Annotated in this window: 15 protein-coding genes, 4 tRNA genes and 1 riboswitch; of the genes, 6 read left to right on the top strand and 13 right to left on the bottom strand. The window is 60.4% G+C overall.

The features are described 5' to 3' along the window. Window positions 1-92: 92 nt before the first annotated feature. The 12 genes from HBO23_RS09735 to uvrB form a co-directional block, all read right to left on the bottom strand. On the bottom strand, window positions 93-1,127 hold the full coding sequence (locus tag HBO23_RS09735; RefSeq protein ID WP_346274609.1) for a hypothetical protein: 1,035 nt from the start codon (window positions 1,125-1,127) through the stop codon (window positions 93-95). Window positions 1,128-1,205: 78 nt separating this feature from the next. Beyond that, window positions 1,206-2,183, bottom strand: a complete 978-nt coding sequence (locus HBO23_RS09730; protein WP_170037938.1) for a hypothetical protein — start codon at window positions 2,181-2,183, stop codon at window positions 1,206-1,208. 572 nt (window positions 2,184-2,755) lie between these two features. After that, window positions 2,756-3,715 (bottom strand): tRNA-dihydrouridine synthase, encoded by a 960-nt coding sequence (locus HBO23_RS09725; RefSeq protein ID WP_099548320.1) that lies wholly within the window; start codon window positions 3,713-3,715, stop codon window positions 2,756-2,758. A gap of 55 nt (window positions 3,716-3,770) precedes the next feature. Further along, on the bottom strand, window positions 3,771-4,205 hold the full coding sequence (locus HBO23_RS09720) for a thioesterase family protein (protein ID WP_017138730.1): 435 nt from the start codon (window positions 4,203-4,205) through the stop codon (window positions 3,771-3,773). 37 nt (window positions 4,206-4,242) lie between these two features. Then, window positions 4,243-5,076: an alpha/beta fold hydrolase gene (locus HBO23_RS09715; RefSeq protein WP_017138729.1), complete on the bottom strand. Its 834-nt coding sequence runs from the start codon at window positions 5,074-5,076 to the stop codon at window positions 4,243-4,245. 14 nt (window positions 5,077-5,090) lie between these two features. Further along, window positions 5,091-5,630, bottom strand: coding sequence for a TetR/AcrR family transcriptional regulator (locus tag HBO23_RS09710; RefSeq protein WP_017138728.1), 540 nt, complete (start codon window positions 5,628-5,630; stop codon window positions 5,091-5,093). 183 nt (window positions 5,631-5,813) lie between these two features. Then, a tRNA-Glu gene (locus HBO23_RS09705) sits at window positions 5,814-5,889 on the bottom strand. 79 nt (window positions 5,890-5,968) lie between these two features. Continuing rightward, a tRNA-Ala gene (locus HBO23_RS09700) sits at window positions 5,969-6,044 on the bottom strand. Between the two features lie 50 nt (window positions 6,045-6,094). Beyond that, a tRNA-Glu gene (locus tag HBO23_RS09695) sits at window positions 6,095-6,170 on the bottom strand. A 78-nt stretch (window positions 6,171-6,248) separates the two neighbouring features. Further along, a tRNA-Ala gene (locus HBO23_RS09690) sits at window positions 6,249-6,324 on the bottom strand. Between the two features lie 147 nt (window positions 6,325-6,471). Continuing rightward, the gene (gltX, locus tag HBO23_RS09685; protein ID WP_017138727.1) at window positions 6,472-7,953 is read right to left on the bottom strand and encodes a glutamate--tRNA ligase; all 1,482 of its coding nucleotides are present in this window, start codon (window positions 7,951-7,953) and stop codon (window positions 6,472-6,474) included. A gap of 190 nt (window positions 7,954-8,143) precedes the next feature. Next, window positions 8,144-10,159, bottom strand: a complete 2,016-nt coding sequence (uvrB, locus tag HBO23_RS09680; protein ID WP_099548995.1) for an excinuclease ABC subunit UvrB — start codon at window positions 10,157-10,159, stop codon at window positions 8,144-8,146. Window positions 10,160-10,502: 343 nt separating this feature from the next. On the opposite strand from uvrB, the gene HBO23_RS09675 reads away from it, so the two are divergent. Both HBO23_RS09675 and HBO23_RS09670 read left to right on the top strand, forming a co-directional pair. After that, window positions 10,503-11,699 (top strand): amino acid aminotransferase, encoded by a 1,197-nt coding sequence (locus tag HBO23_RS09675; RefSeq protein ID WP_017138725.1) that lies wholly within the window; start codon window positions 10,503-10,505, stop codon window positions 11,697-11,699. A 101-nt stretch (window positions 11,700-11,800) separates the two neighbouring features. Then, window positions 11,801-12,010, top strand: coding sequence for a hypothetical protein (locus tag HBO23_RS09670; protein ID WP_017138724.1), 210 nt, complete (start codon window positions 11,801-11,803; stop codon window positions 12,008-12,010). A gap of 46 nt (window positions 12,011-12,056) precedes the next feature. Here the strand turns inward: HBO23_RS09670 and HBO23_RS09665 are convergent, their stop codons facing one another. Then, window positions 12,057-12,929 carry a LysR family transcriptional regulator gene (locus HBO23_RS09665; protein WP_017138723.1) on the bottom strand — a complete coding sequence of 291 codons (873 nt, stop codon included), beginning with the start codon at window positions 12,927-12,929 and terminating at the stop codon, window positions 12,057-12,059. A 190-nt stretch (window positions 12,930-13,119) separates the two neighbouring features. Between HBO23_RS09665 and HBO23_RS09660 the strand changes: the two genes are divergently transcribed. From HBO23_RS09660 to HBO23_RS09645, 4 genes are all read left to right on the top strand, one after another. Beyond that, entirely contained in the window at window positions 13,120-14,511 is a 1,392-nt protein-coding gene (locus tag HBO23_RS09660) for an aldehyde dehydrogenase family protein (protein WP_170037936.1), read from the top strand. A 495-nt stretch (window positions 14,512-15,006) separates the two neighbouring features. Then, window positions 15,007-15,201: riboswitch (cobalamin riboswitch) on the top strand. A 114-nt stretch (window positions 15,202-15,315) separates the two neighbouring features. Then, window positions 15,316-16,326 (top strand): ABC transporter substrate-binding protein, encoded by a 1,011-nt coding sequence (locus tag HBO23_RS09655; protein ID WP_017138721.1) that lies wholly within the window; start codon window positions 15,316-15,318, stop codon window positions 16,324-16,326. Continuing rightward, the gene (locus tag HBO23_RS09650) at window positions 16,323-17,327 is read left to right on the top strand and encodes an iron ABC transporter permease (protein WP_017138720.1); all 1,005 of its coding nucleotides are present in this window, start codon (window positions 16,323-16,325) and stop codon (window positions 17,325-17,327) included. The genes HBO23_RS09655 and HBO23_RS09650 overlap by 4 nt, the downstream gene beginning before the upstream one ends. Next, window positions 17,324-18,088, top strand: coding sequence for an ABC transporter ATP-binding protein (locus HBO23_RS09645; protein ID WP_169988604.1), 765 nt, complete (start codon window positions 17,324-17,326; stop codon window positions 18,086-18,088). The genes HBO23_RS09650 and HBO23_RS09645 overlap by 4 nt, the downstream gene beginning before the upstream one ends. Window positions 18,089-18,318: the final 230 nt, after the last annotated feature.

Genomic DNA, 18,318 nt, shown 5'->3' with positions numbered 1-18,318 from the left:
ACGTCCACAAAAATGACTCCTGCAGTCTGTCAATCAATACACGTTGAGAAGAAGAGTTAAATCAATGAGTTGCGATAAGTAGAAAGTTACGGTCAACGCTTATCTTTTATTACCTGATCATTCGCGCCCAGCGAGGCCAGGCCTTGACAGCAAGGAGTGCGCTTGAGTGCCACAGCCTCCCCTCGCCGAGGCTCAGCCCCGGGCCGCCCCCAAATCTCTTCAAGGCCATTGATGACTGCTACCGAGTGCCCCCGCCGATTACTCACGCCCACGTGACCTTCGGCAAGCTCACGCACGCTGACGTTTTTCATATAGTGAATTAGCCCTAACCGCAGGAAGCCCTCGCCAGGCTTTTCCTCATCCTCACCATCATTCAAACTCTCCACACCCGCGTCAAAGCTCTCACCCGCCGTTGTGTCGTTGTTCTCCTCATGTGCACGCTTGGCACTGACGGCAAACAAAAAGTGCGCATCCTTGAGCATGCCTTTATCGGGGCCGATGAACTGCGAAGCGCGCGAGGCGACTGCCAACTCTCGGTCGGTCAATGTGAGCGTGTAATTGTCGCGCATCGTTACCCGATAACCACCGTCCAGCCGCCTGACTTCGCGGTAGATGTCTGTCGGGCTTTGACCGAATGTGTGCATGGCAGCCTTGATCGTCGCTACCGTGGCACAGTTACCGCCTGGCCCCTGACGGAACCCACTCCAAATATTCAATGGCTTTGCGCCATTACGCTTATCGGACAAACCCGGGATATCGCCTCCATGCGCCTGCGCAGGCACGCAAGTCAGCACGGGCGCCGAGTCAGCTGGCGCGGCACGCCTCACCGCCTGGGGATTCACTTGGGGTTGTGGGGGCACATCGGGAAAGACCTTAGCCTTTGGCTGCGAGGGACCACTGGCCACTTGCGCTAAAAATGCGGCAACCCTGTCCACCAGGCTTTGAGCCCTTTGTTGCCCAGGCCTATCACTGGGCACCGGCACCGAGTTCCACCGCGAACCGGCATGTCTTGGCGCGTAAAAGGACGCGCGCTCATTGGGTGCGCCATGCAAATCCATGCTTGGCAGCTGACGCACATCTGGGTAAGCGATGTTATCAATTCGGTAATACACCATGACTTGCTCCACGTTTTTCAAACGGTTCCCCGAACCTTGGGCCCGGGGAAACGCGGCGTTATCGGCGAAGTAAAAACACCCTGGCGGGTGTCAGTTCCTCAGCCGGGAGCGGCTGGAGAAGCCCTGGTCCCAACGATCATTCTCATTTTCAGCAGGGCCTGGGCTCGTGACGCCAACCTTGGGCTTAGTGAGTACCTCCAAGTCTTCCTGCGGGGTCTTCCTGGGCGAGCCTGGCACCTCACTATGGATGTGGCGCGGTTTGCTATGGCTGTCGTGGTCGTGGTCGTGGTCGTCAATCGGTGCCGGCGCTACAGGCGTGATAGGCGAAACCGTCTTGAGCGTCTCGCCAACAGTGGGGTGCGGCTCGGCAGGGCTGTCAGGCTTAAGGTTTATCCGCGTCCGAGGGCGGTGATCAACCGGTACACTTACACCGGTTGTTATTCCATCGCGCTCAACCAAGGTCTCGGGACAGTGGCAATGGTTGATATTGACCTCCACCTTGACCTGCGGTTTTGCCTGATTGGTTACGCTCACACCGGATTCGCGCATCGGATGTGAAACACGGCTCCCGAAGACTGGTATCGCTGCTGGATGCGAATCCTCATCCGACTTCTCTTTTAGTTGATCCGCAACGTCCGAAATAACCTTGGACAGCGAGCCTGTTTGCAGCTTGCCTTTCAATTGAGACGCGGCAGCCGCAGCGTCCTTCAGCAGAGGTTGGGTGTGCACAGCCACGTCGTTCTGAGGGTATATACCTTGCGTGGTATTGGCTGTTGTATCGGTGTGAGGCATTAGGGCAACTGTTTCGGCCTTGCCCGAAAACATCTCACGCAGGGCGCTGACAAGTTGTTCAAACATATCAAACAGTTTCGTGAGCATGTTGGCATTATTCAACCCGTCACGCTGCAGAGCCGTGGAAAACTCAGTTCGGGGGGCGGGTGGAGTGTGCACCAAACCAGCCCCGTGCAGGCCAACAGGCTTACCGACATTGGGTTCTTTCGAGACTGTCAGGTCAAGGGGCAACGTATCAGAGTTGATAGAGGGCGAATGGTTGATCGAAAAAGACATTAGCAATTTCCTAATTAAGCGCAGCCTGGGCAATTAAAACCCAGAACAGCGACAGTCATTATAAGTGCTGCAAGCAACAGCGCTGCTTCACAGACCCTACTTTTGTGAAGCGCGAGATTATTGAGTTCCAGAAATCGCGCTTCATATAAGGAAACCAAATCAACCTTTAGGACTTTTCCCCGTTGTTATTCACGAAAAACCGAGACGTCGCTCACCCCTACCCGCATAACAGCGGACACATGCACTTATAAACTGCCAAGGCTGCAATTAAGCGACATGATTAACTAACCAACAAAACGACAACGTGTGATACTCCGCACTCAATGAAACACCTGTCGCAACATTTATTACTTGATTAGAAAACGACTGACTATTTAGAACAACTCTGTATCAATTTCCAAACCCGGGTTGGCAGCGACTGTTGCTTTCCAGCACTAAAAAAGCTTCCGACAGCGAAAAAACGCCACCTCTCAAGCTTGGCGAGCCTCCCCGGCAATACCTTTAAATGCAAAAATGCTCCGTATCTTTCAATACGGAGCATTTTTGAAACAAAGGCGGCTGTGATCGCTTCACTACGCCGGGTCGGGATGCTTCATACCCAGCAAGCGGCTGACCTGCTCCAACCCGGTTTCGCGGCGCAGCGCGGTAAACAACTCGACTGCCTCGGGGTAGTTGCGCGTGAGCATCGCCAGCCACTGCTTCAAACGGCCCGGCGCCTGCTTTTCGGTCAGTTGCGCCACCGATTGGCGCCAGAACTCCTGGAGCATCGGCTGCATGTCTGCCCACGTCATCTCTACCACCTCTTCGCCTGCCTTCGCCGCCACAATCTGCCGCGCCAGGTCCGGGCGGGCCACCAGGCCACGGCCAAGCATGATGTCTTCGGCGCCGCTGACTTCGCGGCAACGCTTCCAGTCTTCGACGCTCCAGATATCGCCATTGGCAAACACCGGCACCTTGACCACGTCTTGCACCCGCGGAATCCACTCCCAATGGGCCGGCGGCTTGTAGCCATCGGTCTTGGTGCGCGCATGCACCACGATGTGCGCCGCGCCGCCTTCAGCCAGGGCCGTGGCGCACACCAACGCACCGTCGGGGCTGTCGAAGCCCAGGCGCATTTTCGCGGTGACCGGGATATGCGCCGGCACGGCGCGGCGCACGTGCTCGACGATCTGGTTGAGCAGCTCGGGCTCCTTGAGCAGTACCGCACCGCCACGGGATTTGTTGACGGTCTTGGCCGGGCAGCCGAAGTTCAGGTCGATCACCTCGGAACCCAATTCGCACGCCAACGCAGCGTTTTCCGCCAGGCACACCGGGTCCGAGCCCAACAACTGCACGCGCAACGGCACGCCCGCTGCGGTGTGGGCACCGTGCAGCAGTTCGGGGGCGAGCTTGTGGAAATAGGCCGGGGTGAGCAGGCGGTCGTTGACGCGAATGAACTCGGTCACGCACCAGTCAATACCGCCCACGCGGGTCAACACGTCCCGCAGGATGTTGTCGACCAACCCCTCCATGGGCGCCAAAGCAATTTGCATGGGAAACACTCAACAAAAATCGTGGCGCAGTTTACTGGGTTTCCCACAGCAACCGTTAACCCCCTGTCAGGGCCGGGCCATAGCCATCGAGAAACTCGGCGGGCATGCGCTTGGGTTTGCCGCTGGACAGCTCGATGCAAACAAAGGTGGTTTGCGCACGCAGCAGGGTCGCACCATCGCTGGGGCGTACCAACTGGAAGCGCCGAGTCATCTTCAGCCGCTGGTCCCAGTCAACGATCCAGGTAGCCAGTTGCAACTCGTCACCTTCGTAGCCGGCCGCCAGATAGTCGATCTCATGGCGCACCACGGCCATGGCGCGGTCCAGCCGGCGATACTCGGCGAGGTCCAGCCCCAGACGCTGGGAGTGACGCCACGCACAACGCTCCAGCCAGGACACGTACACCGCATTATTGGCGTGCCCAAGGCCATCGATGTCTTCAGCGGCGACCTGCAGGTCGATGATAAACGGCGCTGCCAGATCCCAGCCCATGCCTTGCTCCAGTCGATGAATGTCGCCGGGCAGTGTATCAGGCGGTTTGCCGCTCCTGTAAACGACTGCCGGCCAACAGGGCCAACACACCCTCGATCACCCGTGGATCGGCCAGCACCCGCTGATGACCGCCCTGCTCAAGGCGCAGCAGGCGGCTGTCGAACCAAGCCTCATGAATGGCTTGCGAGGCTTTGACCGGGACGAACGTGTCGTCTTCAGCGTGCACGATCAACCCCGGCAGGTTCATCTGGTAGTGGGCCACATCCAGGTGCTTGAGCGGCATTCCGAAAGTCTGTTCGACCTCCTGGATAAACGCCGAGCGCGCACGCGGCGGCAAGCCCACCATGCGGGTAAAGCCACGCAGCACATCCAGGAAGCGCGAGGGCGCGGCAATGCTCACCAGCGCTTCAGTGCGCAACCCCAATTGCACCGCCAGCATCGCACTGGCGCCGCCCATGGAATGCCCGACCACCGCATGCAGCGGCGGCAACTCAGCGGCAGCATCGAGCATGGCGCGGGCAAACAGCAACACATGCGCTTCACGCCCCGGCGAGCGACCATGGGCCGGGCCATCCAGGGCTATTACCGAATAACCATTGTCCACCAACGCGGTGATCAAGCTGGCGAACTGCGTGGGGCGCCCTTCCCAACCGTGCATCAGCAATACTGCTGGGCCTTGGCCCCAGCACAACGCTGACAAGCCGAAACGCAAGGTGATGCGCTCCGATTGCGCCAGCAGCGGCAGCTCCCAATCTCGCGGCGGCAAGTTGCGCGGTGTCATGAAGGTGCGGCGCAATTTGCTGGCCACCGTTCGCGGCGCCAAACGGCCAACGGTGCCATGGAAACCACGAATCCAGGTTAATGCGCCCATCATGCGACTCCTTTTTAACGCACTGCCGACTTGGCGGCGCGCAACACGCGGTCGGACAATTCACCCGGGCCAAGCGCGCGGGCCAGCGCCAGGCCGCCGATCATCAAGGCCATGTCGGCCAAGGCCTTGTCGGTGTCTTCGGGACTGGCGGCCAGTTGGGCGGCCATCAATTCGGTGTGCTCGTTGAGCGCCAGGCGGAACTCGTCCGGCAGGCGGCTCATCTCGCCCACGGTGGCGGGGATCGGGCAGGCGTGGTCGGTGGAGTCGCGGTGCTTGCGCGACAGGTAGAACGCCGCCACCAGGCTTCTGCGCTCCTCACCGGTCAGTTGCGCGTCCATGTCGTCGATCGACGCACGCCGCCGAGCCAGCAACTGGGTGAAGGCCTCCAGCATCAGCGCGTCCTTGCTTTCAAAGTGCGCGTAGAAACCGCCGACCGTGAGCCCGGCTGCGCCCATGACTTCGCCGACACTCGGCTCAGCCGGGCCGCGCTGGATCAACGCCGCGCTGGCAGCCTGCAAAATGCGTTCGCGGGTTTGCGCTTTTTTATCGCTCATCAGTGCCTCCGTCTCTCATGGGTTGAATATTATTACCATAATAATATTTAGCAAGCGACAGGCATGACCGCTGGTCAGGACAGAATAAGGGGCACTGAGGAGAGAATTGGCCAAACGCCAGACAAACAAAAGGGCCATTCAATAATTGAATGACCCTTAAAAATCCCGCAGAGCGGGTAATCGTGGCGTCCCCTAGGGGACTCGAACCCCTGTTACCGCCGTGAAAGGGCGGTGTCCTAGGCCACTAGACGAAGGGGACACAAACCTTCTATACACTGATCAGCGCTGAGAACTGATCGATTCAAGGACGGTGTGGCCGGAACCTTGAACCTGTAAATTGGTGGAGCTAAACGGGATCGAACCGTTGACCTCTTGCATGCCATGCAAGCGCTCTCCCAGCTGAGCTATAGCCCCGGATTTTTCGTCTCGCGACGCAGCAGACCTTTCGAGCTGCTTGTTTAAACTGGCGTCCCCTAGGGGACTCGAACCCCTGTTACCGCCGTGAAAGGGCGGTGTCCTAGGCCACTAGACGAAGGGGACAAAACCTTCTGTACAACCGATCAGAGCTGAGTTCTGATCAATTCAAGGACGGTGTGGCCAGACCTTGAACCTGTAAATTGGTGGAGCTAAACGGGATCGAACCGTTGACCTCTTGCATGCCATGCAAGCGCTCTCCCAGCTGAGCTATAGCCCCTCATCGGTGAGGACGGGGCGAATCTTAATGGCGGTTTGGAAGTGTGTCAAATTTATTTTCAACAATTTCCAAACTTTTTTGCCGGGATAACAATCACTTACCGGCGAAACCCCGGAAAACCGGGGTTTCGTCGTAACAACAGCTTGCTTAAGCGATAGCGCCCAGCAGCTTTTCCCACTCTTTGTTTTCTTTCTTCGAAACACCCCCAAGCAAATCAAGGGCTTGGCGCAGACGGAAACGCGTAAGGTCCGGGCCGAGAATTTCCATCGCATCGAGCACCGACACCGAACTGGCCTGCCCGGTGATCGCGGCAAACATCAGCGGCATGGCATCGCGCAATTTCAATTCCAACGATTCCACCACTGCCTGGATTGTCGCGGTGATGGCATCTTTCTCCCACTGGCGCAGGCTTTCGAGCTTCCACAGGATCAACTGCATCAACTGGCGAACCTGATCACCGGAGAGCTTCTTGGACTCAAACAGCTTGGCGTCCGGGTTCACGCCACCGGCGAAGAAGAAGCTGGCCAATGGTGCGACCTGACTGAACGTCTCTACCCTGCCCTGCACCAGCGGCGCGATCTTCATCATGTACTCGGGGTTCAGCGCCCACTGCTGCACACGGCTGGCAAACTCTTCCACCGGCAAATCACGCAGCCACTGGCCGTTGAGCCACGACAGCTTCTCGATATCGAAGATCGGCCCGCCGAGGGAAACGCGCGACAGGTCGAAGTGGTCGACCATTTCCTGCAGCGAGAACTTCTCGCGCTCGTCCGGCATCGACCAGCCCATACGGCCCAGGTAGTTGAGCATCGCCTCAGGCATAAAGCCCATGCGCTCGTAGAACGTCACCGACGTCGGGTTCTTGCGCTTGGACAGCTTGCTCTTGTCCGGGTTACGCAGCAGCGGCATGTAGCACAGCTGCGGTTGCTCCCAGCCGAAATACTCGTACAGCAGAATCAGTTTAGGCGCCGACGGCAGCCATTCTTCGCCGCGCAGCACGTGGGTGATGCCCATCAGGTGGTCGTCGACCACGTTGGCCAGGAAGTACGTCGGCAGGCCGTCGGTCTTCATCAGCACCTGCATGTCCATGCGGTCCCACGGGATCTCGACATCACCGCGCAGCATGTCCGGCACCACGCACACGCCTTCGCTCGGCACTTTCATGCGGATCACGTGCGGCTCGCCGGCGGCCAGGCGCCGGGCCACTTCTTCCTTGGACAGCAGCAACGCGCGGCCGTCGTAACGCGGGGTTTCACCACGGGCCTGTTGCTCGGCACGCATCTGGTCGAGTTCTTCGGCGGTGCAGAAGCACGGGAAGGCGTGGCCCATGTCGACCAGTTGCTGGGTGTACTGCTTGTAGATGTCGCTGCGCTCGCTCTGACGATACGGGCCGTGCGGGCCGCCGACGTCCGGGCCTTCGGCCCAGGTAATCCCCAACCAGCGCAAGGCATCGAAAATCTGCTGCTCCGACTCACGGGTGGAGCGCACCTGGTCGGTGTCTTCGATCCGCAGGATGAATTCACCGCCGTGCTGCTTGGCAAAGCAGTAGTTGAACAGGGCGATGTAGGCAGTACCGACGTGGGGATCCCCAGTAGGCGATGGCGCAATGCGCGTGCGGACGGTGGTCATGGCAGGTCTCGAATGGGCGATAAAACTGAAAATTGAAACAAGGGGCGAATGGTAACACCAGCGCGGGGGGTTCTGGCAGACCGCGGTGTCGCTATCGCAGGCAAGCCAGCTCCCACATTTTGACTGTGCTCACACATCAACTGTGGGAGCCGGGCTTGCCCGCGATGAGGCCAGACCGGCCAGCGAAAAATCAAACAGCCAACAGGCGCTCACGCAACTTGCCAATCTCATCGCGCGTCTGCGCCGCCGCCTCAAACTCAAGATCGCGCGCCAACTGGTACATCTTCTCTTCCAACTGCCGAATCCGCTTGGTGATCTCACTCGGCGAGCGCAGTTCGTTCTCGTACTTGGCGCTCTCCTCGGCCGCCTTGGCCATGCCCTTGCGCTTCTTGCTGCGCGAACCCGGCACAGTGGCGCCTTCCATGATGTCGGCGACGTCCTTGAACACCCCTTTGGGGGTGATGCCATGCTCCAGGTTAAACGCAATCTGCTTGTCACGACGGCGCTCGGTTTCGCCAATCGCCCGCTCCATGGAGCCGGTGATGCGGTCGGCATACAGAATCGCGCGACCATTGAGGTTACGCGCGGCACGGCCAATGGTCTGGATCAACGAGCGCTCGGAACGCAGGAAGCCTTCCTTGTCCGCATCCAGAATCGCCACCAGCGAAACCTCCGGCATGTCCAGGCCTTCGCGCAGCAAGTTAATGCCCACCAGCACGTCAAACACACCCAGGCGCAAGTCGCGGATGATCTCCACGCGCTCCACGGTGTCGATGTCCGAGTGCAAATAACGCACACGCACGCCGTGGTCGGCCAGGTAATCGGTCAAGTCTTCGGACATGCGTTTGGTCAGCGTGGTGACCAGTACGCGCTCTTCCAGGGCCACGCGCTTGGTGATTTCCGAGAGCAAATCATCGACCTGGGTCAGCGCCGGGCGGATTTCAATCTGCGGGTCCACCAGCCCGGTCGGCCGCACCAACTGCTCAATCACACGGCCGGCATGTTCGGCTTCATAGTTGCCTGGGGTTGCAGACACGAAGATGGTCTGCGGGCTGATGGCCTCCCACTCGTCAAAACGCATCGGCCGGTTATCCAGTGCCGATGGCAGACGGAAGCCGTATTCCACCAACGTCTCTTTACGCGAACGGTCGCCCTTATACATGGCGCCGACCTGCGGCACGCTGACGTGGGATTCGTCGATCACCAGCAGCGCGTCGTCGGGCAAATAATCATAGAGCGTCGGCGGCGCGGCGCCGGCTTCGCGCCCCGACAGGTAGCGCGAGTAGTTTTCGATGCCGTTGCAGTAGCCCAGCTCCAGGATCATCTCCAAATCGAAGCGGGTGCGCTGCTCCAGGCGCTGGGCTTCCACCAGCTTGTTATTGGCGCGCAGGTATTCCAGACGCTCTACCAGTTCGGCCTTGATGCCTTCGATCGCCCCCATCAGGGTTTCCCGCGGCGTCACGTAGTGGCTTTTCGGATAGAAGGTGAAGCGCGGCAGTTTGCGGATCACCTCGCCGGTCAACGGGTCGAAGGCCGACAGGCTCTCGACTTCATCGTCGAACAGCTCAATGCGGATCGCTTCCAGGTCGGATTCGGCCGGGTAAATGTCGATCACATCGCCACGCACACGGAAGGTGGCACGGGCAAAATCCATGTCGTTGCGGGTGTACTGAAGGCTTGTCAGGCGGCGCAGCAGTTCGCGCTGGTCGAGTTTGTCGCCGCGATCGACGTGCAGCACCATTTTCAAATAGGTTTCCGGGCTGCCCAGGCCGTAGATGCACGACACCGTGGTGACGATGATTGCGTCCTTGCGCTCCAGCAACGCCTTGGTCGCCGACAACCGCATCTGCTCGATATGGTCGTTGATCGACGCATCCTTCTCGATAAAGGTGTCGGACGACGGCACATAGGCTTCGGGCTGGTAGTAGTCGTAGTAGGAGACGAAGTACTCCACCGCGTTGTTCGGAAAGAACGCCTTGAACTCACCGTACAACTGCGCGGCCAGGGTTTTGTTCGGCGCCAGCACCAGAGTCGGGCGGTTGATCTGCGCGATCACGTTGGCGATGCTGAAGGTCTTGCCTGAACCGGTCACCCCGAGCAGCGTCTGGTGCGCAAGGCCGGCTTCGATGCCTTCGACCATCTGGCGAATGGCTTCGGGCTGGTCGCCGGCGGGTTCAAAACGGGTGACGAGCTGGAAATCCGACATAACGTACCTCGTGAAGTCACCCCAGACTCGAAACCGCCAGGGACGAAATAGCTCAGCAACCCGCGAATAGTCTTCGCAGGTTGCAGGAAAAAACCATGATAGCTGTAGAAGTGGTGGCGAATGTGACGGGTTTCAAGGCAATCGTCCTACCTGCCGTCGCTGATCAATATTGCAATAAGACTAACGGTGGGCAAATAAACCGAAAAACTTGGCTTAAAAGCCGTTTCGGTTGTCGCCCTGAGCCTGGATGGCCTCTATACTAGCTCCCCGTTTGTGCACCGCTCTAGTGCATTCGGCTGGAGCGCGACACGTCCCTCCATTCCCCCATAGAGCTGCCGCAAAAATGAGCCTGTTCTCCGCTGTCGAAATGGCACCACGCGATCCAATCCTGGGCCTCAACGAAGCATTTAACGCCGATACACGAACCACCAAGGTCAACCTTGGCGTGGGCGTTTACTGCAACGAGGAGGGGAAGATTCCACTCTTGCGTGCCGTTGCCGAAGCGGAAGCCATTCGCGTGGCGCAACACGCCGCCCGTGGCTACCTGCCGATCGACGGTATCGTGGCGTACGACCAGGCCGTGCAAAAGCTGCTGTTCGGCGCTGAGTCGCCACTGCTGAGCGCCGGCCGCGTGATCACCGCCCAAGCGGTCGGCGGCACCGGCGCGCTTAAAATCGGCGCGGACTTCCTTAAGCAACTGCTGCCCAACGCCGTCGTCGCTATCAGCGACCCGAGCTGGGAAAACCACCAGGCCCTGTTCGAAAAAGCCGGCTTCCCGGTGCAGACCTACCGCTACTACGACGCCGCCACCCACGACGTCAACCGTGCCGGCCTGCTCGAAGACCTCAACGCCCTGCCGCCACAGTCCATCGTGGTGCTGCACGCCTGCTGCCACAACCCGACCGGCGTTGACCTGAGCCCGGCCGACTGGCAAAACGTGCTGGACGTAATCAAGGCCAAGAACCTGGTGCCGTTCCTCGACATGGCCTACCAGGGCTTTGGCGACGGCATCCACGAAGACGCCGCTGCTGTGCGCCTGTTTGCTGAATCGGGCCTGACCTTCTTTGTCTCCAGCTCGTTCTCCAAGTCGTTCTCGCTGTACGGCGAACGCGTGGGCGCGCTGTCGATCGTCAGCGAATCCAAGGAAGAAAGCGCGCGCATCCTGTCCCAGGTCAAACGCGTTATCCGCACCAACTACTCCAACCCGCCGACCCACGGCGCGGCGATCGTGGCGGCCGTGCTGAACAACCCTGAGCTGCGCGCCCAATGGGAAGCGGAACTGGCCGAAATGCGCCTGCGCATCCGCGGCATGCGTGAGCAGATGGTCGCCGAACTGGCCAAGGCTGCACCGGGCCACGACTTCAGCTTCGTCGGTCGCCAGCGTGGGATGTTCTCCTACTCCGGCCTGACCGTTGAGCAAGTCACCCGCCTGCGCACCGAGTTTGGCATCTACGCGCTCGACACCGGCCGTATCTGCGTGGCCGCGTTGAACCAGTCGAACATTGGTGCGGTAACAAAAGCGATTGTTCAGGTTCTATAAACCTGCCAGCGTCGTACGAAGGGGGAAGCCGATGGCTTCCCCCTTTTTATTGGCGAACCCACTAGACTGAACCCTGATCGCCCCTTTGCTGTGAGAGCCCTATGAGAAACGACGACCTGGACCTGCGCGCCGACCGCGACGAACTGCATGACTACACCCCGCGCGCGCCGCAAGCCAAGCGCCAGAAAAGTCTGGTGCTGCAAGTGGCGCTGGGCGTGTTCCTGGGTGGGTTGGCCTTGTGGCTGGTGCAGTTGGGCGCCACGGCGATAATGGCCAAGCTGGCCATGGGCACCCTGCAATTTGGCGGCTGACACAGATCAACAGGTGGGAGCTGGCTTGCCAGCTCCCACATGAGATCTAAGTGGCTACCAGGCCGCGTTCCTCCAGCAACTTCACAAAGCTGTTCAAACTCTGCGACACCGTGCCTCGGCGCCAGATCAGCCAGGTATTGAGCAGGCGAAACGCGTCGGTCAACGGCCACACACTCACCGTCGTAAACCCCGGCATGCTCTCCAGCATACTGCGCGGCATCAGCGCCAGGCCGGCCCCGGCGCTGACGCAGGCGAGCATGCCGTGATAGGACTCCATTTCGAAGATCTTGCCCGGCACCGCGCCATCCTGTGAAAACCAGCGTTCGAAGTGATGGCGATACGAGCAGTTCGAACGAAAGGTGTAGATGCTCTCCCCCGCCACATCCTGGCCCCGCGTGATCGGCGCATGGTGCAGCGGCGCAATCACCACCATCTCCTCCTCAAACACCGCCACGCCCTCCAGCGTGGCATGCAGCACCGGCCCATCGACAAACGCCGCCGCCAGGCGCCCCGACAACACGCCCTCGATCATCGTGCCCGACGGCCCGGTGCTCAGGTCCAGCTCGACCTTGGTGTGTTTCTGGTTATACGCCGCCAATAGCGCCGGAATGCGTACAGCCGCCGTACTCTCCAGCGAGCCAAGCGCAAACGCGCCCTGAGGCTCCTCCCCGGCCACGGTTGCGCGGGCCTCCTGCACCAAATCAAGAATGCGCCGCGCATAACCGAGGAAATTCCAGCCGGCTGGCGACAGGCGCAGGCGGCTTTTCTCACGGATAAACAACTCCACGCCCAAATCCTGCTCCAGTTGCTTGATGCGTGTGGTCAAGTTCGACGGCACGCGATGAATCAACTGCGCGGCGGCGCTGATGCTGCCTTGCTCGGCAACGGCCTTGAAGATTTCCAGCTGCACCAGATCCAAGTCATTCTCCAATCGTGAACGTATGTGATCGTTCCCACGCTCTGCGCGGGAATGCCGCCAAGGACGCTCCGCGTCCAAAATCAAACATCCATTCTCAATTCGAGAACGTATCACTTAATATTATTCAGTTTCCAGAAAACATGCATCCCCGTAGGCTGACCCCATTCCACTCATTCAGCCGGACGCTGCCATGAACGCTATTACTCACCAGACCCACGCCTTGTCGATCAACCCCGCCAATGGCGAAACGGTCGCCAGCTACCCCTACGAAACCGCGGCGCAACTGGACGCCGCCCTAGACCGCGCCACTGACGCTTTCCGCAGCTGGCGCCGCCAGCCGGTGAGCCAACGCGCTGAACTGCTGCTGGCCCTGGCCGGTGCATTGCGCGAGCAAGCCGAAGACATGGCCCAGATGATCACCCTGGAAATGGGCAAACCCATCGCCCAGGCCCGCGCCGAAATCGAAAAATGTGCACAGCTCAGCGAGTGGTACGCCGCCCAAGGCCCAGCCATGCTCGCACCGGAACCGACCCTGGTGGACAACGGCAGCGCGCAGATCGAATATCGTCCGCTGGGCCTGATCTTCGCCGTCATGCCGTGGAACTTCCCGGTGTGGCAAGTACTGCGCGGCGCCGTGCCGACCTTGCTGGCCGGTAACACCTACGTGCTCAAACACGCGCCGAATGTGATGGGCAGCGCCTACCTGATCCAGCAGGCGTTCCAGAAAGCCGGTTTTGCCGAAGGTATTTTTGAAGTGGTCAACGTGACCAACGACGGCGTATCCAAGGCCATCGCCGACCCACGCATCGCCGCCGTCACCCTCACTGGCAGCGTGCGCGCCGGTATCGCCATCGGCTCCCAAGCCGGTGCAGCGCTGAAAAAATGCGTGCTGGAATTGGGCGGCTCCGACCCGTTTATCGTGCTTAACGACGCCGACCTTGATGCCGCCGTGCAGGCCGCCGTGATCGGGCGCTTCCAGAACAGCGGCCAGGTCTGCGCCGCCGCCAAGCGCCTGATCATCGAAGCAGGTGTGGTGGAAGCTTTCACAGCCAAATTCCTTCAGGCCAGCCGCGCGCTGGTAATGGGCGACCCGACCTCGACCCACACTTACGTCGGCCCGATGGCCCGTTTCGACCTGCGCGACGAGCTGCATGGCCAAGTCCAAGCCACCCTGGAAGAAGGCGCGACCCTGCTGCTGGGCGGCAATAAAGTGCCCGGCGCCGGCAACTACTATGAGCCGACCGTACTGGCCAACGTCACCGACCAGATGACCTCGTTCAAACAGGAACTGTTCGGCCCCGTGGCCTCGATCATCACCGCCCGCGATGCTGACCACGCCGTGGCCCTGGCCAACGACAGCGAGTTCGGCTTGACCGCCAGTATCTTCACCACCGACTCGGCGAAGGCACGGGATATCACCAACCAACTGGAAACCGGCGCAGTATTCGTCAACTCGTTCAGCGTGTCAGACCCACGCGTGGCGTTTGGCGGCGTGAAAAAGAGTGGGTTTGGCCGCGAACTGTCGCACTTTGGCGTACGCGAATTCTGCAACGCGCAGACCGTGTGGCTGGATCGCAAATAAAACCGGCAACACCCTTCAACTGTGGGAGCTGGCTTGCCTGCGATAGCCATAGGTATCTACACAACCGGTTAGTGGCCAGTGGGCTGTTGTGGCGAGCAGGCTTGTCCTGCGTTGGGCCGCGAAGCGGCCCCAAACCCAGACACCACAGGAGAAATAGGCTGCTTTAAAAAGTTGTGTAGATACCTATGCTGCGATAGCGGTGCATCAGTGACAACTCCTTGGCTGACCCACTGCCATCGCAGGCAAGCCAGCTCCCACCTTTGATCTGCGGTGCTTATCGATTAGTCGACCGTCACGTTCCCCACTGCTTTTGCAGCTTGCCTTTACTCGCTTCCAGCACTTGCTCGCGCGTTACTCGGTTGGTAGGCATGGTCACCTTCTCCAGGCCTTCAAAAGCGCAGGCGTCCCCAACTGAACCGGCGAGCAGTAGGCAGGCCCAAGGCATAGCTCTTATTCTTCGCAGGAATGGCGCCAATTCCCCCCGCACCCCGCAATCGACTACCATACTGCGCCGGTTCCCAAACGGGACTAATAGGGAATTCGAAGCGCGGCCCATCGCGCCAATCGAAACTGCCCCCGCAACTGTAGGTGCCGAGCCTGCTCCCCATTGCCACTGGACCACGTCCGGGAAGGCCGGAGCGAGGCGACGACGCATCAGTCAGGAGACCTGCCGGCCCAGCGTTATCACTCACCGGCGGGGTGTCCGGGAAGGACATCCGCGCCCTGCAAACCTGCAGCGTTCAAAGGTGTGTTTCCGAGCCGTACCTGCCCTGTTTCCCGTACGGTTCACTCGGAGATTGCCCCATGCTGCTACGCGTTTGCGCCCTGATCACCGGCCTGGGCTTTTGTGCCCTGGCCCACGCCACGCCGACTCACTACCCGCTCACGGTGGAAAACTGCGGCAGCAGCGTCACCTTCCAACAAGCCCCGGCACGCAGCGTGACCATCGGCCAGGCCGCCACCGAGATGCTTTACGCTCTGGGCGTAGCGGACAAAGTGGTCGGCACTTCGCTGTGGTTCAACAGCGTATTACCGCAGTTCAAAGCGCAAAACGACAAGATCGAGCGCCTGGCCGACAACGAGCCGAGCTTCGAAGCTGTGATCGCCAAACGCCCACAACTGGTGGCCGCCGAGCTGGAATGGGTGGTCGGCCCGCAAGGCGTGGTCGGTACCCGCGAGCAATTCCACGAACTGAAGATTCCCACCTACGTGCTGCCCTCCGACTGCGAAGGCAAGGACAACCTGGTGGGCGCCGATGGCACGCGGCTGGAGCCGTTTCGCATCGACACGATCTATAAAAGCATCAGCCAGTTGGCTGAGATTTTCGACGTGCAAGCGCGTGGCCAACAGTTGAATGACGAACTCAAGGCCCGCCTGGCCAAGTCGGTCGCCACCGCGCAAGGCAAAGGCCTCAAGCACGCCAGTGCACTGGTGTGGTTTTCCAGCAGCGAGATGGCCGCCGACCCGTATGTAGCTGGCCACAAGGGCATTCCCGAATTGATGCTGCAAACCCTCGGCCTGCACAACGTGGTGCAGTCCGACGAAGAATGGCCCGCCGTCGGTTGGGAGACCATCGCCAAGGCCAACCCGACCTTCCTGGTGATCGCGCGCATGGACCGCCGTCGCTACCCGGCCGACGACCATGAAAAGAAACTCGCCTTCCTGCGCAGCGACCCGGTGACCCGCAACATGGACGCGGTGAAAAACAACCGCATCCTCATTATTGATGCCCTGGCGTTGCAGGCAAGCCTGCGCATGTTCGATGGCCTGGAACAACTGGCCGGTGCCATCGACGGCTACGACCTGTCGAAATGATGCGCACCCTACTCGCCCTCGCCGTGTTGCTGATGGCCGTGCTCGCCGGCACCGCCATCGGCGAAACCGCCATCGAACCGCAAGTGGTCTTGCAGGTGCTGGCCAACAAACTCTGGGCGGCCGGTTACGTGCTCGACCCGATCGATGAAGGCGTGGTGTGGAACTACCGCCTGACACGGGCGCTGGTTGCCGCCGCGTGTGGCGCCGGGCTGGCCACCTGCGGGGTGATCCTGCAGTCGCTGCTGCGCAACCCGTTGGCCGATCCGTACCTGCTGGGCATCAGCGCGGGCGCCTCGACCGGTGCAGTGTTGGTGGCATTGATGGGTGTGGGCGGTGGGCTGATTTCGCTGTCGGCGGGCGCGTTTGTCGGCGCGATGGCGGCGTTTGCGTTGGTGATATTGCTGGCACGGGCCAGCGGCTCAGTCAGCGGCACCGGCCAGATCATCCTCGCCGGCATCGCCGGTTCGCAGCTGTTCAATGCCCTCACCGCGTTCCTAATCACCAAGTCCGCCAGTTCCGAACAGGCGCGCGGCATCATGTTCTGGCTGCTGGGCAACCTCAGCGGCGTGCGCTGGCCGTCGGTGTGGCTGGCGGTGCCGGTGGCGGTCGCAGGCCTGGCGGTGTGCTTGTGGCATCGGCGTGCGCTGGATGCGTTTACCTTTGGCACCGACTCGGCGGCTTCGTTGGGTATTCCAGTGCGCCGTGTGCAATTTGTGCTTGTCGGTTGCGCGGCGCTGGTGACGGCGGTGATGGTGTCGATTGTCGGCTCCATCGGTTTTGTCGGGCTGGTGATTCCCCACGCCGTGCGCCTGCTGCTGGGCACCGGGCATTCGCGGTTGCTGCCCGCCAGTGCGCTGGGTGGCGCGTTGTTTCTGATCGCTGCTGATGTGCTGTCGCGCACCTTGATCAAAGGCCAGGTGATTCCCGTCGGTGTGGTCACTGCCTTGGTCGGCGCGCCAGTCTTTGCATTGATCCTGATTGGCCGGAGGAATGCGCGATGACGGTACTCAGTTGCACCGGCCTGGGCTTCAAGGTGCGTGAAGCGCATTTGCTGCGCGACATTGATCTTGAAGTTCAGCCAGGTGAAACCTTGGGCATTGTCGGGCCGAACGGCTCGGGCAAATCCACCCTGCTTAAATTGCTCGCCGGTTTGCGTGTGCCTGCGTCCGGCGAGGTGTTACTGGGCGGCCAGCGCCTGACCAAACTGCCCCGTCGCCTTGTTGCGCAACACCTGGCGGTGGTGGAGCAGCAGGCTGATACCGACGATGCCATCCGCGTGTTCGATGCCGTGGCGCTGGGCCGCACGCCCTGGCTGTCGGCGCTGAGCCCGTGGTCTGCCGAAGACGATGCCATCGTGCGCCAGGCGCTGCACGACGTCGATGCCACCCACCTGAGCCAACGCGCCTGGCGCAGCCTCTCTGGCGGCGAGCGCCAACGCGTGCACATCGCCCGCGCATTGGCGCAACGACCGCAGATCTTGTTGCTGGATGAGCCGACCAATCACCTGGATATCCAACATCAACTGGCGATTTTGAAAGGTGTGCAGGCGCTGCCGGTGACCACGCTGATTGCGCTGCATGACCTGAACCAGGCGCTGACCTGTGATCGCTTGGCGGTACTGGATCGCGGCTGCCTGGTGGCATTGGGCACGCCGCTGGAGGTGCTGACGCCGCAGCGGCTACAGGAAACATTCGGGGTGCAGGCGCATTACCTCACGGACCCGTTCGACGGCGCGCAAATCCTGCGGTTACGCCCCATTTAATGGACTGCACACCGCGCAAAGGTGGGAGCTGGCTTGCCTGCGATGCCGGCGGATCAGTGCCATAGCTGGGGCTGACACACCGCTATCGCAGCATAGGTATCTACACAACTTTTAGAGGCATCCCATTTCTCCTGTGGCGAGCAGGCTTGTCCTGCGTTGGGCTGCGAAGCAGCCCCAGTAAAGGCACTGCAATTTTCCTGAAAGTACTCAGCGTCTGGGTTTGGGGCCGC

The sequence above is a fragment of the Pseudomonas sp. WS 5532 genome (assembly GCF_012985445.1).
GTDB classification, from domain to species: Bacteria; Pseudomonadota; Gammaproteobacteria; order Pseudomonadales; family Pseudomonadaceae; genus Aquipseudomonas; species Aquipseudomonas edaphica.
This window is presented reverse-complemented; position numbering and strand designations above follow the sequence as displayed.